The sequence below is a fragment of the Chromatium okenii genome, assembly GCF_016583745.1.
GTDB lineage: Bacteria > Pseudomonadota > Gammaproteobacteria > Chromatiales > Chromatiaceae > Chromatium > Chromatium okenii.
The window spans coordinates 125,882-145,588 of the sequence record NZ_NRRQ01000010.1 but is presented as its reverse complement, the minus strand read 5'-3'; the positions used below and the strand labels follow the sequence as shown (position 1 = coordinate 145,588).

General features: G+C 49.1%; 19 protein-coding genes and 1 pseudogene. 9 read left to right on the top strand and 11 right to left on the bottom strand.

Features of this window, described 5'->3' with window-relative positions:
• Positions 1-63 precede the first annotated feature (63 nt).
• The 5 genes and pseudogenes from CKO12_RS05770 to CKO12_RS05755 all read right to left on the bottom strand — a co-directional run bounded on the left by CKO12_RS05770 (position 64) and on the right by CKO12_RS05755 (position 4,203).
• The gene (locus tag CKO12_RS05770; protein ID WP_200153784.1) at positions 64-861 is read right to left on the bottom strand and encodes a UDP-2,3-diacylglucosamine diphosphatase; all 798 of its coding nucleotides are present in this window, start codon (positions 859-861) and stop codon (positions 64-66) included.
• Positions 862-1,015: 154 nt separating this feature from the next.
• Positions 1,016-1,450: a DUF29 domain-containing protein gene (locus CKO12_RS05765; protein WP_200153783.1), complete on the bottom strand. Its 435-nt coding sequence runs from the start codon at positions 1,448-1,450 to the stop codon at positions 1,016-1,018.
• 72 nt (positions 1,451-1,522) lie between these two features.
• A complete protein-coding gene (locus CKO12_RS15365; RefSeq protein ID WP_242466231.1) occupies positions 1,523-2,659 on the bottom strand; it encodes a glycosyltransferase family 4 protein in 1,137 nt (378 codons plus the stop codon).
• A gap of 255 nt (positions 2,660-2,914) precedes the next feature.
• Positions 2,915-3,445 (bottom strand): annotated as a pseudogene (locus CKO12_RS15360) (lysophospholipid acyltransferase family protein); the annotation flags it as partial.
• Positions 3,442-4,203 (bottom strand): GNAT family N-acetyltransferase, encoded by a 762-nt coding sequence (locus CKO12_RS05755; protein ID WP_200153781.1) that lies wholly within the window; start codon positions 4,201-4,203, stop codon positions 3,442-3,444. The gene CKO12_RS05755 and the pseudogene CKO12_RS15360, both read right to left, overlap by 4 nt.
• A 214-nt stretch (positions 4,204-4,417) precedes the next feature.
• On the opposite strand from CKO12_RS05755, the gene CKO12_RS05750 reads away from it, so the two are divergent.
• Together CKO12_RS05750 and CKO12_RS05745 are read left to right on the top strand one after the other, a co-directional pair.
• Positions 4,418-5,332 carry a DUF4412 domain-containing protein gene (locus tag CKO12_RS05750; RefSeq protein WP_200153780.1) on the top strand — a complete coding sequence of 305 codons (915 nt, stop codon included), beginning with the start codon at positions 4,418-4,420 and terminating at the stop codon, positions 5,330-5,332.
• Positions 5,329-5,715 (top strand): RidA family protein, encoded by a 387-nt coding sequence (locus tag CKO12_RS05745; RefSeq protein ID WP_200153779.1) that lies wholly within the window; start codon positions 5,329-5,331, stop codon positions 5,713-5,715. The genes CKO12_RS05750 and CKO12_RS05745 overlap by 4 nt, the downstream gene beginning before the upstream one ends.
• A 70-nt stretch (positions 5,716-5,785) precedes the next feature.
• Here the strand turns inward: CKO12_RS05745 and CKO12_RS05740 are convergent, their stop codons facing one another.
• Positions 5,786-7,459, bottom strand: coding sequence for a sensor domain-containing protein (locus tag CKO12_RS05740; RefSeq protein ID WP_200153778.1), 1,674 nt, complete (start codon positions 7,457-7,459; stop codon positions 5,786-5,788).
• Positions 7,460-7,657: 198 nt separating this feature from the next.
• Here CKO12_RS05740 and CKO12_RS05735 point away from each other — a divergent pair, with 198 nt between their 5' ends.
• The 6 genes from CKO12_RS05735 to CKO12_RS05710 all read left to right on the top strand — a co-directional run bounded on the left by CKO12_RS05735 (position 7,658) and on the right by CKO12_RS05710 (position 14,661).
• Positions 7,658-9,550, top strand: coding sequence for a glycosyltransferase family protein (locus CKO12_RS05735; RefSeq protein WP_200153777.1), 1,893 nt, complete (start codon positions 7,658-7,660; stop codon positions 9,548-9,550).
• Between the two features lie 87 nt (positions 9,551-9,637).
• A complete protein-coding gene (locus CKO12_RS05730; RefSeq protein ID WP_200153776.1) occupies positions 9,638-10,351 on the top strand; it encodes a class I SAM-dependent methyltransferase in 714 nt (237 codons plus the stop codon).
• Positions 10,329-10,739, top strand: a complete 411-nt coding sequence (locus CKO12_RS05725) for a GtrA family protein (protein ID WP_200153775.1) — start codon at positions 10,329-10,331, stop codon at positions 10,737-10,739. Before CKO12_RS05730 ends, CKO12_RS05725 begins: the two co-directional genes overlap by 23 nt.
• A gap of 15 nt (positions 10,740-10,754) precedes the next feature.
• Positions 10,755-11,726, top strand: coding sequence for a glycosyltransferase (locus CKO12_RS05720; protein WP_200153774.1), 972 nt, complete (start codon positions 10,755-10,757; stop codon positions 11,724-11,726).
• Positions 11,723-12,667, top strand: a complete 945-nt coding sequence (locus CKO12_RS05715; RefSeq protein ID WP_200153773.1) for an NAD-dependent epimerase/dehydratase family protein — start codon at positions 11,723-11,725, stop codon at positions 12,665-12,667. Before CKO12_RS05720 ends, CKO12_RS05715 begins: the two co-directional genes overlap by 4 nt.
• A gap of 200 nt (positions 12,668-12,867) precedes the next feature.
• Positions 12,868-14,661, top strand: a complete 1,794-nt coding sequence (locus tag CKO12_RS05710) for a hypothetical protein (RefSeq protein WP_200153772.1) — start codon at positions 12,868-12,870, stop codon at positions 14,659-14,661.
• A 92-nt stretch (positions 14,662-14,753) separates the two neighbouring features.
• On the opposite strand, the gene CKO12_RS05705 is transcribed toward CKO12_RS05710, so the two are convergent.
• Genes CKO12_RS05705 through hoxE form a run of 5 tightly spaced genes read right to left on the bottom strand, consistent with a single transcriptional unit; the run spans position 14,754 to position 18,592 of the window.
• The gene (locus CKO12_RS05705; RefSeq protein WP_200153771.1) at positions 14,754-15,293 is read right to left on the bottom strand and encodes an NADH-quinone oxidoreductase subunit B family protein; all 540 of its coding nucleotides are present in this window, start codon (positions 15,291-15,293) and stop codon (positions 14,754-14,756) included.
• Positions 15,290-16,021, bottom strand: coding sequence for a bidirectional hydrogenase complex protein HoxU (gene hoxU, locus CKO12_RS05700; protein WP_200153770.1), 732 nt, complete (start codon positions 16,019-16,021; stop codon positions 15,290-15,292). The genes CKO12_RS05705 and hoxU overlap by 4 nt, the downstream gene beginning before the upstream one ends.
• A 41-nt stretch (positions 16,022-16,062) precedes the next feature.
• The gene (locus tag CKO12_RS05695) at positions 16,063-16,488 is read right to left on the bottom strand and encodes a DUF29 domain-containing protein (RefSeq protein ID WP_200153769.1); all 426 of its coding nucleotides are present in this window, start codon (positions 16,486-16,488) and stop codon (positions 16,063-16,065) included.
• Positions 16,485-18,095 (bottom strand): NADH-quinone oxidoreductase subunit NuoF, encoded by a 1,611-nt coding sequence (gene nuoF, locus CKO12_RS05690; protein WP_200153768.1) that lies wholly within the window; start codon positions 18,093-18,095, stop codon positions 16,485-16,487. The genes CKO12_RS05695 and nuoF overlap by 4 nt, the downstream gene beginning before the upstream one ends.
• Positions 18,096-18,097: 2 nt before the next feature.
• Positions 18,098-18,592: a bidirectional hydrogenase complex protein HoxE gene (gene hoxE, locus CKO12_RS05685; protein ID WP_200153767.1), complete on the bottom strand. Its 495-nt coding sequence runs from the start codon at positions 18,590-18,592 to the stop codon at positions 18,098-18,100.
• Positions 18,593-18,773: 181 nt separating this feature from the next.
• Here hoxE and pssA point away from each other — a divergent pair, with 181 nt between their 5' ends.
• The gene (gene pssA, locus CKO12_RS05680; protein ID WP_200153766.1) at positions 18,774-19,547 is read left to right on the top strand and encodes a CDP-diacylglycerol--serine O-phosphatidyltransferase; all 774 of its coding nucleotides are present in this window, start codon (positions 18,774-18,776) and stop codon (positions 19,545-19,547) included.
• The last annotated feature ends 160 nt before the right edge of the window (positions 19,548-19,707 follow it).

Below are 19,707 nucleotides of genomic sequence, written 5' to 3'. Positions count from 1 at the left end.
CGATAGTGAAGATTTGCCAACAATACGCTTAAAACGTATAGATTGTTTAATCTTGCAATCACTTCAAGCCGCCACCGGCAACGCCACTCCCACCGTTTCTTCTGCAACATCCACCCACCGCACCAATTCCAAACGTCCATCGTGATGTTCCACCAACGCCGTGCAACTTTCTACCCAATCGCCGCAATTGCAATATAACGTCGCGCCAATTTCGCGCATTTCGGCATGATGAATGTGCCCGCAAATCATTCCATTCACACCAATGCGCTGCGCTTCTAACGCCAGCGCCTGTTCAAAATTGCCGATATATTGCACCGCGTGTTTTACCCGTTGTTTTAGATAACCCGCCAACGACCAATAACGCAGCCCCAAGCGCCGCCGAATACGATTCAGCAACCCATTGAGCGCCAGCAAATTGTCATACGCACTTGCACCGACCTGCGCCAGCCACCGACTTTGCTGCACCACGCCATCAAAGCGGTCGCCGTGTAATACTAAAAACCGCTCTCCATTCGCACATTCGTGAATCACCTCATCGCGGATCGCCACCGCGCCGAATTCCGCGCCGAGATGCGTCCGAAATAGCTCGTCGTGATTGCCAGGGATATAAATCACTTCAGTGCCAGACCGCGCTTTTTCTAATACTTCGCGCACCACCGCATTATGCGCTTCCGGCCAATAAATCCCGTTGCGCATTTCCCATAAATCCACAATATCGCCCACCAGATATAATTGTTTGCAGTGCGTCGCTTGCAGAAAATCCAGCAAATACTTTGCTTGACAGCCGCGACTGCCTAAATGCACGTCAGAAATAAACAGGCTGCGATATTTCAACGGATTCATACGTTTGATTGCGGACATCGGCGCTGCGCCTCGAAAAAGAAGTTTGCCTATCTTCGAGACGATGCGTTGCCAACTGATGCGAAGATGGTGACGGCGCGGTGAATTCTTGCGGTCAATTTGATGACGGGCAGGCGGGATTTAATAGTCAGCGAGCACAAATCGCGCTGATAATTCAATCAGGATAAAACTCTAAACTGAATAAATCATCTTCAGCATACGGACAACTATCAGGAAAATGCTGTTCATCTAATCCGGTTTCTTTGGCGGCTAATAAAATTGCATCGCCATAAGCATCGCTGATTAATTCGGTCAGTTTGGCGCGTAAGCTGGGATTGTCGCGCAGCAAGCGATGTAATTGGCGGCGCTGTTCTTTTAAGGTCAGTTGCCAACTGCAACCACGATAAGACGGTTGATATTGCCATTTCAATAAATGCCCTAATAACACCGCCAGCCGGTTAATTAACTCTCGCCTTTCGCTTGCGCCCATGCTGTTAATTTCTTCAATTAAGCCGTCAATATCCATTGCTGACCAGCGCCGCGCTTTGAGTAAAGCCACTTGCAATTGCGTCCAAGCATAAAAATCGGTGTCGTGCAGATTGGTGGTCATCGCTGTATTGCTGTTATTTCTATCAAGACTTGAGCGATTGTAAACCTGTTTTTTGCAGCATTCAGGTACTTTTTAACGGCGCAGCACTTCTGCAAAATGTGTTTCTAAACCGCCGAGCACCTTTTCCCAACTCAATTCTTCTGCCGTGTGCCGCGCCGCCAGCCCCAACTCGCGCAACCGCTGCCGATCTCGCGCTGCGGTCACGCTCGCGGCGATAAACGCTGCTGGCTCAGTCACCGGCACCGTCACGCCGTTGTGACCGCTGCGGATGTAGGCGTGAGCGGCGGCGTCATCAAACGCGATCACCGGCAGCCCGCTCGCCATCGCTTCGGTGACGACGTTGCCAAAAGTCTCGGTCAGGCTGGGAAATAAAAAGAGATCGCCGCTGGCGTAATGCGCGGCGAGGTCAACGCCGACTTTTGCGCCGACGCAAAGCACGTCAGGAAACCGCTGCTGCCAGTGCTCGCGTTCCGGGCCGCTGCCGACGAGGACAAATCGCACTTCCGGCTGTTCCGCTGCGATGGCGCGATAAGCCTGATAAGCGACATCAAGATTCTTCTCAGCGGCGATGCGCCCGACGTGAATGACCACCAAACTGCGCTCGTCGCAGCCCCACGACTGCCGCAATTCGGCACTGCGTCGCGTCGGTGAAAACCGCACCACGTCAACGCCGCGCCCGAACACCTGCACATTGTTGAAACCATCGGCGGTCAAGGTCGTTTGCAGCGCCGCCGTTGGCACCAGCGTTAAATCAGAATGATTGTGGAAATGGCGCAAGCTGGCGCTGATCGGGCGCAGCAGCATTCCTAGCCCGTAATGGCGGCTATAGTGTTGAAATTGCGTGTGAAATCCGGTCACGGTGGGAATTTTCAGTGCTCGCGCTGCCGCCAGCGCCGCGTGTCCGAGCGGGCCCTGCGTGGCGATATAAATCAAATCTGGGCGCTGGCGTGACCAGTGCCGCCGCAGTCGCCAATACACCGGCAGCCCAAACCGCAAACCGCGATACCCCGGCAGCGGCAGTCCGGGCACCAGCACCGTTTGCGGCAGCGGTTGCGCAGGATCGCTCGGCTGGCGCGGGCGGATGAGCTGGAGCCGATGACCACGCGCCGCTAAACCGTCCACCAGTTGCTGCATCGTGTTGGCAACGCCGTTGATTTCGGGCGGATACGTTTCGGTGACGACGGATAAATCCCAACTGACTGATCTCAAATCCCCCCAACCCCCCTTTTTCAAAGGGGGGCGAGGGCTAGAAAGTGCCGCTGCGATCAATGCCTGCGCCAGCTCGGCTAATTCACGCCGTTTTGCCCCGGCTGCGACCGGAAATGGCGGCAAAAACTGCACCTGCGCGACCAACTGCGGATGGCGCAGCACTCGCCACAAATTCGCCAACAAGGTGTCGTCGCCAATGTAGGCAATTGCCGTCTCCGGCGTTGGCGCAGCGCCGTGGTGATAGCTGATGGCAACGGGTTGAATCTGTTGCCCCGGCAGTTGCGCCGCCCCAAACAAACGGGCATGAAACCGCGCGACGCCGCTGCCGTCGGTGGTCGTGCCTTCGGGGAAAATCAGCAGCGTCCCGCCCGCCGTCAACGCGCTGACTAAATGCGCAGTGATTTCGCTGACTTGATGCCCGCCGCGTTCGATAAAAATCGTGTCAATGCACTGCGCCAGCCAGCCGATGAGCGGCCAGCGGCGGACTTCAGATTTGGCTAAAAACCGCAGTTCGCCGTGTGCGCCGAGAACGGGAATATCGAGCCAAGAAATGTGATTGCTCACCAGCAGACAGTTGGGCACGACCCGTCCGCTGACGCGCACCTCAACGCCCAAAGCGCGACATAAACGGTGATGCCACCAGCGCGTGACGGGTGCTTGCCAAGCAGGTTGGCGACCGCTGCGCCGGATGCTGGTGAGGATCAGCGCCAGCACTGCGCCAACTACAAAGTGGGCGCTCACGCGGATCGCCCGTCCTACAGCGCGGGCGCTCACGCGCACACTCATTGCTCCGCCGTGCGATTGAGGAAATGCCGCGAATACGCGGGATTGATCTCGTCAACGTTGAGCACAATCAACACGTCAGCGACGCCAAAATCAGCATCGCGGCACGGCTCGCCGCACACCTTGGCACCGAGGCGCAGATACGTCCGCAGCAATGGCGGCAACGGTGCGTCCAAGTTGTCGTCGATATGCGTGGTCAACAGCGGTACGCGTGGCGTCACCCGCAGCGCGGCTGGTGCCAACGCTTGCCGGCGCAGCCGATTCATCATTGCGGCAGCTTGCAGATCGTTATCGCCGAGCGGAATGCTGGCGCAGCCGAATAAATAATCAAAATGATGCAAATGAATAAATGCAGCTAATCCTGACCACAAGACGGCAATTGCTGCGCCTTGGCGAAATTCGGGATCAATACAGGTGCGCCCAACTTCTAATAAACGTCCATTTAATCGGCGAATTGCGTTTAACTCAAATTCAGTTTCTGAATAAAATTGACCCAGCCGCGCTGCTTGATGATCGGTCAATAAACGGGTGCAGCCAATAATGCGACCACTGCTGACTTCGCGCACTAATAAATGCTGGCAATACTCATCAAATTCATCGACATCACAGCCCACATCACCTTTGAGTTGTGCGCCTAATTCTTCACCAAATACGCGATAGCGCAACGCTTGCGCCGCCCGAACTTCTCGCGCTGAGGTTGCTAATTCCACGAATAACCGTTCGCCTCGCGGCGCTGCTAACGCTAAAGCCGACGCAACCATTCTGACCTCAATTTAGGATTTATAGTGGGTAGCGATTGATGGTAGAAGGCGCGAGTTGCAACGATGTGAGCAGCGGATGACGGCTTGATGAATCGGCGGCGGTGGGCGGCAGATGAAAATCTCGTTGTCTGCTGCGCCAGCAACCTATAATACGAGCGCGTGACGCAACTTTTCTGTTTAACCTGTTGTTTTTCAAAACTTTAGAGGAATCACCATGATCGCTTTGAATTTCCCCGCGTTGTTCGTCAGTCTGCGGCGTGGGGTGTACCAGACCGCTGCGCTGCTGTTGGTGTCGTGCCTGAGCGTGCCGCTGGCACAAGCAGCAGATGAAATGGGCGTGTATTTTGAAACGCTCAATCGCGGCAATGGCATGACGGAAGATGCGCCGCAAGAGGAGTTGAGTAAAACCTATTTGGCGCACGGCAAGATGAAGGTGAGCAGTGCGGATGCGGAAGGCACGGATATGATTCTTGACCCCGCCAGCGGCAATATGACGTTTTTGAATCATGCCGTGAAGCAGTATTACCAGATCAATGTCGGGCGGGTAAAAGAGAGTATGTCGCAGCCGGGCATGGAACAAATGCGGGCGATGATGGCGGAGACCAAGATTACGGTGACGCCGACCGATGAGATGAAAAAAATCGGGGAATGGAATTGTAAAAAGTATCTGGTTAAAAAAACTGGAATGATGAGTATTGAACAGGAGATTTGGGCGACTGAAGAAGTGGATGTCGATGTCACGCGCTTTACTGACATGATGAGTTTATCCGGGCCCGATGGGTTATTAGCGGATACGCCAGAAGGTAAGGTGCAGCAGGTGGAAATGGCGAAGGTGAAGGGTTATCCAATTCTGACGAAAACCAAGATGCAGATGATGGGTTCGGAAATGGAGACCGAGAGTGAGGTGAAGGTGATTCGTAAGGAGGCAATTGCGGCATCACAGTTTGAAATTCCGGCTGATTATTCTGAGAAGGAAATGGAGGCGGCAATGGACGCTGAGGGTGATGCGCCAGTGGCTCCGCAGGAGATGCCAACGGAAGCGGCTCCGGCTCCGGACGGTGAGATAAAAGACCTTCGGATGATCGCTCCAGAGCCGGCTCCGGCTGCTGGCGCGGGAGCGGCGCAATGACACGCGAGGTGATTCACACCGAGCTGGCGCCGCAGGCGATTGGCACTTACTCGCAAGCGGTGCGGGTGGGTGACACCGTGTATCTGTCGGGGCAGATTCCGCTGTGCGCGGCGACGATGGAGCTGGTGGAAGGCGATATGTCGGTGCAGATTCGGCAGGTGCTGGAGAATTTGCAGGCGGTGGCGCACGCGGCGGGTGGCTCACTGGCGGATGTGGTGAAGTTGAATGTGTTTTTGACTGATTTGGCGCACTTTCCACTCATCAATCAGGTGATGGCGGAGTATTTCACTGCGCCTTATCCGGCGCGGGCAGCCATTGGCGTGGCCGCGTTACCAAAGGGAGCGGCGGTGGAAATGGATGCGGTGCTGGTGCTTGGTTGTTGAGCGCGGCATTGTTCTCAATTGACTGACTAAAATGTCGCATCCCCTTTTAATCAAAGTGGGTGCGGCATTTTTATTCAGGCGGATATTGCGTAAAAAATTGGATGCAATTGCGCCCCGCTAATTTGGCGCGATACATCGCTTGATCGGCTTGCCGTAATAAATGATCCGCTTCTGATGTCAGCGGTTGCGGATAAAAGGTAACGCCGATGCTGGCGGATACCTGCACCAGCAGTTCTCCCAATTGCACCGGCGCGGCTGCCGCGGCGAGCAGGCGCTTGAGCAACGCCATGTCGGTAGTGTGCTCGACGAGATCGACCAATACCGCGACAAATTCATCTCCACCTAATCGCGCCAGCGTGTCGCTTTCGCGCAACGTTTCTCGCATCCGCTGCGCGACCGCAATCAACAACTGATCGCCCACCGCGTGTCCGTGACAATCGTTAATCGCTTTGAAGCCGTCCAAATCCAGATAAGCGACCGCCAGCCGCTGTTGCCGCCGCTGCGCTTGCGCCATCGCTTGCCGCAACCGATCCGCCAATAAAACGCGATTGGGCAGCGCCGTCAGCGCGTCGTAATACGCCAATTGTTCCAACCGCTGCGCGTGTTCTTTCAGCGCCGTGACGTCATCAAACACGGCGACGACATCGCCGTTGGGCAGCCGATACACGAAGTTTTCATACCATTTGATGCGCTGCTCATCGCGGTACACCTGCGCGGGAAAATGCTCAGGAATGCCGCTTGTCCACACCCGTTGCAACACTTCCAGCAAACCAAATGCCACTGCGCCCGGGCGCACTGCGGTTAACGATTTCCCGATTAAGTTGGCGCGACACTCGCCGTCGATGCGCTCGGCGGCGTGATTAAAATCCCGAAATACAAAGGTTTGTCCATAATCCGGGGTGGAATAAATCGCCACACCGCTGCTGATGTGGTCAAACAATGCCCGATAACGCGCTTCGCTTTCGCGCAAGGCGTCTTCAACCCGCTTCCGCTCCGTGATGTCCTGCAACGAGCCAAACAAATGCGTTATCCGCTGGTGATCATCGCGTTCGGCATGACCTCGCGCCAAACACACCCGCACTGCGCCATCGCGGCGGATCGCTCGCAGTTCCAGTTCATAAGATGCGCCGGTGGTCAGCGTGTTCTGCACGGCGTCCATTAACTGCCGCATGTCTGCTGCCACATATAACTGCGGATGTTCCGCAAACGATGGCGCACCTTCGGCGGGATCGCGTTGAAAAATGCGATACAACTCATCCGACCAGACCACATGATCGGTTGTCACTTCCCACGCCCAGCTCCCGATTTGTGCAACCGCTTCCGTCCGCGCCAGCATGGCTTGATTGTGGCGCAACGCTGTTTCCGTGCGTTTTTGGTCACTAATATCGCGCACGGTGGCTTGAATCAGGGTTTGACCATCAACTTCTAGCCGCGCTAACAGCACTGCTGCCGGAAAGGGCGCACCGTTGACGCGCTGATGTACCCACTCAAAAAAATGCGATCCTTCGCACAACGCCAACGTAATCATCGCCTTAGCTTGCGCGGATGAGAGTTGCCCGTTGGGCTGATAGGGCGGCGACACTTCCCAAGGTCCGAGCTTGACAAAATCCGCTTCATCTGCGACACCAAACATCCGACATGCCGCTGGATTGCCAGAAGTGAAGTGCCAATCTGGCGCGGCAAGCGTCATAATCGCATCATGTGCTTGTTCAAACAGCAGGCGGTGGCGGTTGTCGATTTCCATCGGGATTACGCTCCAAAGCGTGTGATTGTAATCGGCTCATTATTGTTCCAAACTGCCAATTAGTGTAACCGCATCAGCATATAAGTGTGTTGGGTATTGATGGACATTCAGCAATGGCGCTTGGGTTGCGTTTTGTTACATGGCAATCCCGTAGCATTTGAAAAAACCTACAGAGTTAAGAAAATTTCAGGCTAGGTTATGATACCGCAAAAAGTTGATTATTTAATGCTATGTCAATCAACAAAATCCACTGCAAATGCTGTTACTTTTGGAGTTATTTTGGGTTTAACTGTAGCATTACAGTTTCTTCTCGTTGCTCAAACATTTCCACTATCTGAGCTATTCGGTTCAGCAAGTTTATTACATATTGACAACCCTTTTCATGAATACAATGTTGCGATGGGGGCAGCAGTCGCTGCAGTTGGATATGATCCCTTTTTTGCAGCGGGTAGAGCCACCGGCTTTGCACTTAACCATAGCGACAGATTGCCAGCATTTTTAGCGAGTATTCTACCAAACAGTTTGACAGCAGCAGACATTTGGAAACTGTATACCTTTGCTGTTTCTCTTATTGCCAGCATTTGTTTACCACTCACTTTAATTATTTTACGCTTTGAACGCAACGCCATTGCAGTGAGCGCGCTACTGGGTCTGCTGTTATGGTGGACGGGTATATTTCGCTGGTTTCATACCGCTGGCATGGTCTCATTTGTGTTTATTGCGTTTGCATCACTTCCGTTTACGGCACTGCTAGTGCGCTTGCTCACACGCGACATTGCCAAAACAGTAGCTGCTACAGTGGCATTAGGATTAGTTGCCGCATTTCTCTTTTTTAGTCATCCTTTGTTCCCACTGCCAATAACTTTTTTTGTAATTTTTTATCTTACCTTAAACAGGCAAGATGTTCATTGGCAGTTTGGGTTAACCGCGTTATTAGCGGTAGCAGCTATTGGCATCCTGTTGAATGTTGGTTGGTTATACTACTTTTTGAATCCACTGGAAATACAAGAGACTTTTGATCTTTATCAACGGGCGACTGGCGGCGATTTAGTGATTAAATCTCTTCTTGGTATTTGGGATAAAGCCAACGGAGCAAGAATCAATACGCCAATTGCGCTGGCTGTTATCTTAGGATTCTTTTTAGCCTATTTCAGCAGCCAACGGCGGTTACTTTTAACCTATTCTGGCGTTGGCGTGTTCTGGCTCCTATATGCTTATACGGCAGGCGATAACGACGTATTAGGGAAACTTACCCAGCCGAATCGATTTACTACAGTTGCCTATTTATTTCTTGCCTTGCCCGCGGCAGTAAGCATTGCGGAAATTTTTTGCAACGCATTACAACACGAGAAAACATGGCGACGAGCAATCTCTCGTGCAAGTGCTGGTCTGCTTGCGATTGGACTTGCAATCAGTGTCGTTGAAATGGGACGCGAGGTTTCATCTGCTAACATTGGACATTATGGTCAACATCCACCGCAGGCGCGTCATCAAGGAGAATATGCAGATCATATTCTGAGTTTTTTGAATACTAACACCGATAATTCAGCACGAGTTCTATTTGAAACCTCGCTTGGAAGAATCCATGATGGCGGTCATATTGCTGGAATACTTGCATTAAAAAGCCAACGTGAGTTTGTTGGCGGACCATATGTGCAAACTGGCTTTGCTTCTTTCTGGGATGGAAAGGCATTTACGAAGCCAATCGCAGAGATTTCACCAGAAAAAATGCACGAGTATTTTGATCGCTACAATATCGGCTGGATCATTGCCCACTCGGAAAAAAGCAAGCGTTATTTTGACCAATTAAACGGCATCGTTTGTATTAACGAATGGAAGCAACTGAAGTTTTATCAGGTACAGCGTCTGCACAGTTTCTTTTTAGCAGGAGCGGGAGAACTTGTTGCAAGAGATGCAAATCGGTTGGTTTTCAAAGCTGTTTTAGGCGACTCCATCACACTCAAATATCATTATCTTCCTGGAATGCAAGTTACGGAAGGCACAATTGATCCGGTATTTATTGGTGATGATCCTAACCCGTTTATTCAATTGCAAGGAAATCTATCAGAAATAGTACTAACTTATCGTTAATTAGAGTTATTAAAAGTAACTGGTTGGGTTGGCAAGTTACTAAATGTTTGTTAACTTATTAGGTGCAAAATTAAAGGTAGATTTGATATGGTTAAGCTAAAGTTTACGGGAAGCGAATTTGATAAATTTGCAGATGAATATCGTAAAATTCATTCTGAAAGTATAAGGATTTCAGGTGAAGAGCCTGAGTTTTTTGCGCAATACAAGGTTGTTGACACTGCAAACTTATCACGTCAATTAAACCAAAGTAGTAAAATACGGATACTAGATTTTGGGTCTGGTGTAGGTGGTTCTGTTCTTCATTTCAGGGAACAGTTTCCTGACTGTGACTTGGTGTGTTTAGATGTCTCTGAAAAAAGTCTTTCGTTAGCTAGCGAAAAATATCTTAACAAAGCACAATTTGCATCATTTGATGGAATAAATATACCGTTTCCAGATATGTATTTTGATTTAGTGTTTTCAGCATGTGTTTTTCATCATATTAACCATGTTGAGCATTTAAAAATTTTGTGTGAGTTAAATAGGGTTTTACGTACTGGTGGTTTAGCTATTATATTCGAGCACAATCCACTAAATCCATTTACAGTTAGAACCGTAAATCGTTGTCCATTTGATGAAAATGCTGTTCTGATTCCTGCTACTCAACTACGGCTTAATATGATTGATGCAGGTTTTCAGGAAGTGCTCACTCATTACCGGATATTTTTTCCAAAATTGCTGCGTTCTTTAAGGTGGTTAGAAACTTATCTTAAGTGGCTTCCACTTGGAGCCCAATACTATGTCGCTGCGCGTAAAACTTAGTTTTCTTGACCTTTCTGTAACACGATTTGTGATTGTTGGCGTTGCCAACACTTTTGTTGGATTGATGCTTATTTATTTGGGTAAGTTTTTTTTCAATTTAAGTGATGTTAAAGCTAACGCTTTAGGGTACTTTTGTGGCTTAATAATTGGGTTTATTTTAAACAAGCAGTGGTCGTTTCGGTTTTCTGGGTCAAACATTTCTGCTTTAGCACGTTTCTTTGTTGTTGTTTTTATTGCATACACTTTCAATCTAATCACCACGTTAATTATGATTGATATTTTCTTTATAAATAGCTATCTTGCCCAAGCAGTTGGTATTCTTCCTTATGCCATTGTTAGTTATCTAGGCAGTCGTTATTACGTTTTTCCAGAAAACCCTGATATTTAAGTGGTTGGGCTACTAATGAATACTCATGCCGTCTCTCTTGTTATTCCCGTCTATCGCGGGGAGAAATCGTTATCAACTTTGATTGAAGAAATTTTGCCATTAACTGCTACGCAAATAACACCCAAAGGGAATGGATTTCGTATTTGTGAAATTTTGCTTGTCCATGACTGCGGACCTGACCAATCCGATAAAACTATAGAAAAACTAAGTAGTCAATATGCGTTTATACGTCCTATATGGTTATCACGGAATTACGGACAACATGCAGCAACATTAGCAGGTATGGCAAGTGCGACAGGGGATTGGGTCGCTACTATTGATGAGGATGGACAGCAAAATCCAGCAGATATTGGTTATATGTTTGACTACGCTTTGACAAATTCGCTCCAGCTTGTGTATGCGCAACCAATAAATCCGCCTCCACATGGACGAATTCGGAATATTTCTAGCCAACTGGCTAAAATAATTTCTGCTAAATTACTTGGAAACAAGTCGATTGGAAGATTTAATAGTTTTCGTTTAATTGAAGGAGAAATTGCAAGAACTTTAGCAGCTTATTGCGGCAATGGTGTTTATCTTGATGTAGGTCTTTTCTGGATAACAGGTCGTGTAGGTCATTGTCCAGTAAAGTTAAGATGTGAGTTAGATCGACCATCTGGATATTCTTACATTAAACTATTGGGGCATTTCTGGAATTTGGTTCTTACAACCGGAACAAGACCATTAAGGTTAATCACTATTTTCGGTTTGTGTGCTGTGATTTTATCAATTTTTATTACCGGCTATGCGTTTTATGGAAAATACTTTAGTAGTGCTCCTGTTCAAGGCTGGACATCAGTGCTGATTACAGTAGCTTTTTTTTCTGGAAGTATTTTGATTGCACTTGGCGTGATCGCAGAATATCTTGCCGTAACAATGGGTATTGTCATGGGCAAACCTTTATACGTCGTGGTAACAAAACCGACTCGACCACCAGTACACAAATGATTAAAGCATGGGTTATAGGAAGCGGCGGCTTATTAGGCTCGGCTTTATGTCGGGTGTTGCAAGCTAATGGAACTAAATTATTCTTTCCGACAGAGCGTTTCTGCTGGGATAATGTTTCCATACTAAAAAACCAAATTAGTTTATCTGTTGAAGTATTTGCTATGCACCTCAGTGATTCCGATCAGTGGGAAATATATTGGAGTGCTGGTATTGGTACTATGAGTAGTCAAGCAGATGAATTAGTTCAGGAAACAAATGCGTTATCGGTGTTACTCCGTGCTATTAAAACGCACCCACGACTATCTGTTCAATATGGTTCTGTGGTATTTGCTAGTTCAGCAGGTGCGCTTTATGCGGGAGCATCTGATGATGTTATCACTGAAGAAACTCCAATTACACAAAATAGCAATTATGCTCGTGAAAAGCTGGTACAAGAGGATATGTTACGTTCAATTATACTTTCCAATTCTCAACTTACTGTATTGATTGCCAGAATATCGACTTTGTATGGACAAAATTCTTCCATCGGAAAAAAGCAAGGGCTTATTTCACACATGGCACGTTGTGTAATACAACATAAGCCAATTCACATATATGTGCCATTTGATACAATTCGAGATTACATCAATGTCAATGATGCAGCGGTATTAATAGTTATGACTTTACGTTTTTTAGATAAAAAACTTGGTGTTGTCACTAAAATTATTGCTTCAGAAAAACCAACTTCTGTTGCAGAAATTGTTTCTGTATTTAAAAAAGTTGCTAAACGGTCACCGCTGGTTGTTACCAGCGCCAACTCTTTGGGTGATGCTTACACTCGTCGAGTTCAATTCCGCTCTGTTGTTGCACCTTTTAGTTCGCACTTGTCGCAAACAAATCTAGTTGTTGGTATTTCCCAAGTTTTAGCTGCTGAACGCATTGCATACGCAAAAAATACCTAAAGATAATTTGTTAAATGCTATTTCAAGCACTCGCTGGACGACGATTAGATCGAACTGTTTAGTGCGGTTGCCGTTATGGATTGGTTTAGAAGAATCACAAGCTGAAGTCGCGCGGAGTATTTCGAGCGTATTGGCTGAAATTGTTTGATGGTGTAAATGCTTAATTAAAAAATTGTTGCTACTTCATAACCGAGAATTTTATGATATTTCAATCAGAACAACCAACGCTACAAAAGCGAACGTTAGACATATTGCGATTTGCACCGCTTGGAATTTTAGTAACAACAACTGTAATTTTTTGTTTAGGCGCTTTTCGTGGGTTTGAAATTACTGATGAGTCTTTTTATTTTCTTCACTATCTTTATTCACGAGAGTTTTTTGCAGGCGTATCTTTTTTTGGTTTGTATTTTGAACTGCCATTTTATTTACTGAATGGTAGTATTCCAGCGATACGGATATTTGGGATGTGCATTTTAGTTAGTGCTGCACTTTATTTCTCGATGCGATTGTACAGCTACTGTTTTTTTGATCGGTTATTAAACATAGACAAACTTGCATTTGTTTCAACTGGCACTACTGGCGGATTTTTGTACTACGGTTATTTTTCAACACTAAATGCTCCGTCTTATAATTTGTTAGTTTTGGTGTCGATGTTACTATCAACTGGTGTTTTACTTGCAATTTTGGAAAACGATAGAAATAATAAAAAGTATTACCTTCTACCGATTTTTTATGGATTACTAATCTCAGTTTGCGTGTTTACTAAAATACCATCAAGCCTTTATTTAGTGTTAAGCCATGTGCTTTTTTACTTTATTGTGACTAATTGGAATATACGCCGTTTCAGTTATGTTTTTATGTTGTCTTTAGTTGGATTTGTAGTGAATCTTGCAGTAGTGCAACTTTTTTTTCCAGACTGGTTTACAGTGATGATGCAGGGTATCGAAGCTGTAACTTTGACAGATGGTCGTGATGTTCTTCTAAGTTTTAGAGTATTTAGCTGGGATATTCAACGTTCTATTTTTAGTAACTGGATGACTTATTCAATCATTCTTGGTTGCTATATTTTCTCTTTACTAATGGCTGCGCGTTACAAGCAGAATTTAATTGGATTGATAGTGTTATCCCTTTTCATTAGCCTGACAATCTGGATTAACATGCTTGATAACCACTCGACGCTTTACCCTATTTTCTTTATTGTTTTAACTATGTTGTTTTTAACAATCTGGATCACACAGAAAGAGCAGCCAGATACTTCTTTTTTTGCTTTGATCACACTGTTATTTTTACTTCCCATTGGATATTCATGGGGCACTAATATGTCAATTGCTGATCACAGCAGAATGGCACTTATTTTTCCACTCGCCGCTTGTTTGATACTACTAAAAAAGCTAAATTTTCAAGCAATTATAACTCGAAAGATTTATTTGGTTATATTGTTTGTTGCTTGTTTACCTACGTTTTGGCTCCAGATCGCTCCATGGGTTAATTTAGATTACACCTATCGACTCAATGCTCCTTTAATTGAGCAGAAATATCCTATTTCAATTGGAAACCCATCATCAACCATTTTCGTTGATGCGGTGATGCGCGACAATATAGTTTCTTTTTCAAAAATGCTTTCTTCGGTAAATTTTGCGCAAGGAACACCGCTTTTGGATTTAACTGGTGACTCAGTAGGTTTAGTTTATGCCGCAGCTGGAAAACCTGTGGGAGTAGCGTGGCTTTTCGGGGGCTATCCAGGTAGCGAGAAAACATTTGAGTATTTAATTGATTCCATTGACAAGACAGTGTTAAAAAGCTCTTGGCTGATGACATCCGATGACAACCCCCGCCATATTAAGAATTGGCAAACAATTTGGTTGCGTAAGTTAGGTGAGTTAAATCACCAACCTGTTGGAACAGTTTGTCTCCACTGGCCGTATGTATGGGGTAATCCGCCGGACAAAAACTGTTATGAAGTTACTCTTTGGAAACCCAGCAATCTGCACTAATACTGCTGTTTGATTGCAGCATTAACTAACTAAAAAATGCCGGATTGAATCCGGCATTTTTTATGTTGCACTTCAGTTGATAATGCGATTATTCAAGCCCCAAAGCGCGTTACTGAACTTGGATCAGGCACACGTCCCGCAAGTAATTCAGTCAGCACATATCCAATTGCGCCAGCTCGCGGCGGACAACCCGGAATAAACACATCAACTACAACTTCGCCGTGAATTGGCTTGACTGGCACTCGCAGCGCGGGAACGCCCCGCGTTGGAATTTGCGCCTGCACCGTCGCAGTTTCGTAATAAGCGCGATTCAACACATCCGCAAGTTTGAATTGATTACGCAGCGCCGGGACATTGCCGGTGATTGCGCAATCACCCAAACTAATTAATAGCTTGCAGTGTTGACGAAATAGCCGCGCCTTATCTAAATCATCTTCAGAACTGATTGAACCTTCCAAAATTCCGACATCAACCATTGCCGGCAGTTCTTTAGCATCAACTAAGGGACTGTAAACAATGTCAATCTGCGCGATTAAATCAAACAATTGCTGATCTAAATCTAAAAACGACATGTGGCAGCCAGAACAACCATCCAGCCACGCGGTAGCGACCGTGATTTTTTTTGTATTCATTGCGCATGTCTCCGGCGGGCAAGAATCGGTAAAAAGTGTTGATCTTTCACCATTTCTCCGACTGAGGTGCCCTGTTTGACCAGCGCCCCAGTTGGGCACACCTGCACACATTTTCCGCAACTGGTGCAGTTATCGCTGGTGCCCCAAGGCTGCGCTAAGTCACTGATTACTCGGCAGTCGGTGCCGCGCCCCATGATGTCCCAAGTGTGTGCGCCTTCAATCTCATCGCAAACCCGCACGCAGCGGGTGCATAAAATGCAACGATTGTGATCTAAGCGGAACATTTCGTGAGAACTATCAACGGGATAGGCGGCTTGGCGATACGGCACTCGCACATGATCGACGCCGCATTTTTGTGCCAGCCATTGCAATTCGCAGTGCCCATTGGAGACGCACACTGCGCACACATGATGACGTTCAGCGAATAACAATTCAATAATGGTGCGGCGATAGCGTTTGAGTTTTTCACTCATGGTATGAATGCGCATTCCTTCTGCAACTCGCGTCGCGCAAGCTGCAAATAATCGCGCTTGCCCTTCTAATTCCACCATACATAAACGACAACCGCCCCACACAGATAAACCATCTAAATGGCATAAGCTGGGAATGGGAATGTGATTTTCACGGCACACTTCAATAATGGTTTCATCTTCACGCGCTGATAAATCACGGTCATCAATTGTCAGCGTGACCACGCGCACATTCGGAATGACAGCAGGTTGCGCCATAACATCGCCTCTAAAATAGTCGGCAAAAGCAAAAATGAGGTTTAATTTTGCGCGTCTTCGTTGACAAGCAATTGCGCAATGCTAAACGGGCACACAAGCGGAAACGTTGTTGCTGCTAATCCAGTTTCAATCATTGCGCCTTGACGCGCTGCCGGATAGCGTCGATTGATCATTTCTGGCAGCGTGTGATTGAGGCTGGGATTGTCTTCAAGCAATTCGGCAATTTCATCACGCGCATTGGTTATTGATAACTGCCAACTGACACTGCGCAGTGCTGGTTGATAGTGCCACTTTAATAAATGCAGCATCAATACCCGAAGATGACTTGCCAGCGCGTGTTTTTCACTCCGTCCCGTCGCTTCAATTTCCTCGGCAAGGCGGATTAAATCTAAACCAGCAATATTTCCTGCTCGTAACTGTTGGGCGCTATTTATTGTCCAGTGATAGAAATCTTGATCGTGATTCATTCACTCACCAATTTATTTTCGTATTCATCACGGAAATAACGCAGCGTACTTAATACCGGATTGGGCGCGGTTTGCCCCAGTCCGCACAAACTGGTCGCCTGCACCACTTCGCACAGATGTTCCAACAACGCTAAATCCGCGTGCGTGCCTTCGCCTTTGGCAATTTTGTCAAGCAAACCGTGCATTTGCTGCGTGCCAGCGCGACACGGAATGCACTTGCCGCACGATTCGGTCATGCAAAATTCCATGAAATAACGCGCCACATCGACCATGCAGGCGGTCTCGTCCATCACGATCATCCCGCCAGAACCCATCATCGTGCCCAGCGTTTTCAAGCTGTCGTAATCCACAGCAATATCAAGATGTTGCTCAGGAATGCAGCCGCCAGACGGTCCGCCAGTTTGCACGGCTTTGAACGCCAGCCCGTCTGGAATGCCACCGCCGATTTGTTCGATGATGTCGCGCAGGCTGGTGCCCATCGGTACCTCAATCAGCCCGGTGTTCTGAATTTTGCCAGCGAGCGCAAACACCTTGGTTCCTTTCGATTTTTCGGTGCCGATGCCCGCAAACCACGCCCCGCCGTTGCGGATGATCGGCGCGATGTTGGCGAAACTTTCCACGTTGTTAATCAAGGTCGGGCAGCCCCACAGCCCAGCTTCGGCGGGATATGGCGGACGCGGACGCGGTTGTCCGCGCAGCCCTTCAATCGACGCCATCAGCGCGGTTTCCTCGCCGCACACGAACGCGCCAGCTCCCAGTCGGATTTCGACCTCAAAATTAAACTGCGTATCGGCGACGCGAGCACCGAGAAAACCTGCGCCCTTGGCTTTGCGGATCGCGGTTTGCAGCCGCTCCACCGCCAGCGGATATTCCGCCCGCACATAGACATAACCCTTATTCGCGCCAATCGCATAACCCGCAATCATCATGCCTTCCAGCACCCGATGCGGATCGGATTCCAGCACGGCGCGATCCATAAACGCGCCCGGATCGCCCTCATCCGCGTTGCAGATCACATATTTCTGCGCCCCCGCCGTCTTCGCCACCGTTGACCATTTCAAGCCAGTCGGATAACCACCGCCGCCCCGTCCGCGCAGCCCGCTGGTGGTCACTTCGCGCAACACTTCGGCCGGCGTCATCTCGCTCAACGCCTTCACCAGCGCGGCATAGCCACCGACGGCGACGTAATCCTTAAAACTATCGGGATCAATGCGCCCGGAATTCTCCAGCACGATCCGCTGCTGGCGCTGAAAAAACGGCTGCTCCGTCGGGCAGCGCAGCCGCTCCACCGGCGCACCGCACACGCTCTGCATGATGTCGGGCGCATCGGCGGGAGTTACATCGCGGTACAGCACGGCATTCGCCAAGGTGCAGTCTTTATCGGCAACTGCCACCAGCGGCCCGGCAGAACACAATCCCATGCAGCCGACGCCTTTGACGTGACAGGTGCCGCCGCCGTCGCCGCAGATGTCTGCGAGTGCCGCCAACACGGGCTGCGCACCGGAGGATTGACAACTGGCTGCCATGCACACGCGCACTTCGCGCTTGATCGCAGCGGTTTCAGCGCGGATTTGCGCTGCTTTTTCAGCAAGGTCTTCTGGGTGCATCTTTAGTCCAACGCCTCCAAAGTGTTCACGAGAGTGGCGATTTCTTGTTTACCGAGCACGTCGCCGTTGAGCACCACCGCTGGCGCGAGTCCACACGCCCCGACGCAGCGGGCAGTGAGCAGTGACAGGCGATTATCGGCGGTTGTGTCGCCCGGATTGATGTCATAACGGGAATGAATGTTGGCGAGCAGGGTATCGGCACCCTTGATGTAACACGCCGTGCCGGTACACACCACGCAGGTGTGGCGACCCTGCGGCTTGAGCATAAAGATGTGATAGAAGGTCGCCACGCCGTACACCTTGCTCAGGGGCACATCGAGCGAGGCGGCGACAAAGCGCAGCGCGGTTTCATCAAGAAAACCAAAGGCATCTTGCACACTGTGGAGCGTTTCAATCAGCGCGTGGGCGGTGTAACCGTGACGGCGCATCGTGGCATTAACGAGCTTCCAGCGTTTGTCATCGCTGGGTAAAGGCGGCTTGGGTTGCTGCTGTTGCATGATGGTTCCTCGGCAGGTCAACGAAGCGATTTGGCACGACGGCGCGACCTGAAATCGCCGCCTCACACCTGCGCAGAAGTGTAAGCCAGAATCCCAACCGGCTTGATGTCTGCGCCGCGCCCGTCCCGCGCTATACTCGCTTGCCATTGCAGTTCGCCTTCATCTTGGCTCAAAAACGACTATGGACGACACCTCTTCACCGCGTAAACGCCCGCGTGGCATTTACCTGCTGCCCAATTTATTCACCACCGCCGCCCTCTTTGCTGGGTTTTACGCGGTACTCGCCGCCACGCAAGATCGCTTTGAAGCCGCCGCGCTCGCCATTTTCGCCGCGATGGTGCTCGACGGCTTTGACGGACGCATCGCCCGCCTCACGCACACCCAAACCGATTTTGGCGCGGAATACGACAGCCTCTCCGACATGGTCGCCTTCGGCGTCGCGCCAGCACTCGTCGCCTATCACTGGGCACTCGGCGCACTCGGCAAAGTGGGCTGGCTGGCAGCCTTCGTCTACACCGCCGCCGCCGCGCTGCGCCTCGCCCGCTTCAACACCCAAATCGGCGTCGCCGACAAACGCTATTTTCAAGGATTAGCGAGTCCAGCCGCCGCCGCCATCATCGCCAGCGGCATCTGGACCGCAAATGATCTGGGGCTGGCCGGCAGCGATTTCTCATGGCTCACCGCCGTATTAACTGCGGGCGCTGGTCTATTGATGGTCAGCAACTTTCGTTATTTCAGTTTTAAGCAACTGAATATGCAAGGCAAGGTGCCTTTTTTATTAACCGTCATGGTGATGTTAGCCTTCGCTATTATCTTCATGTATCCGCCCTTAGTACTCTTTTTACTCGCGCTTGGATATGCACTTTCTGGACCCAGTTGGACACTGCTGCGCCTAAAACAAAACCGCGCCCGGCGGCGCAGCGGACGCGATGAACCACCCGAATCAATCCCGTGATGAATTCACTCACGCGCTGCGCTTTATTGTGCTGAACAATTAATTACCGCCGTACTGTTTTATCATTCACCATTCAGAGCGGCACCTGAGTGTATTTCATTCTGCCTCATAACCATGATGGGCAGCGACAACTCCTAACGGTATCACCTGACTCAGCGGG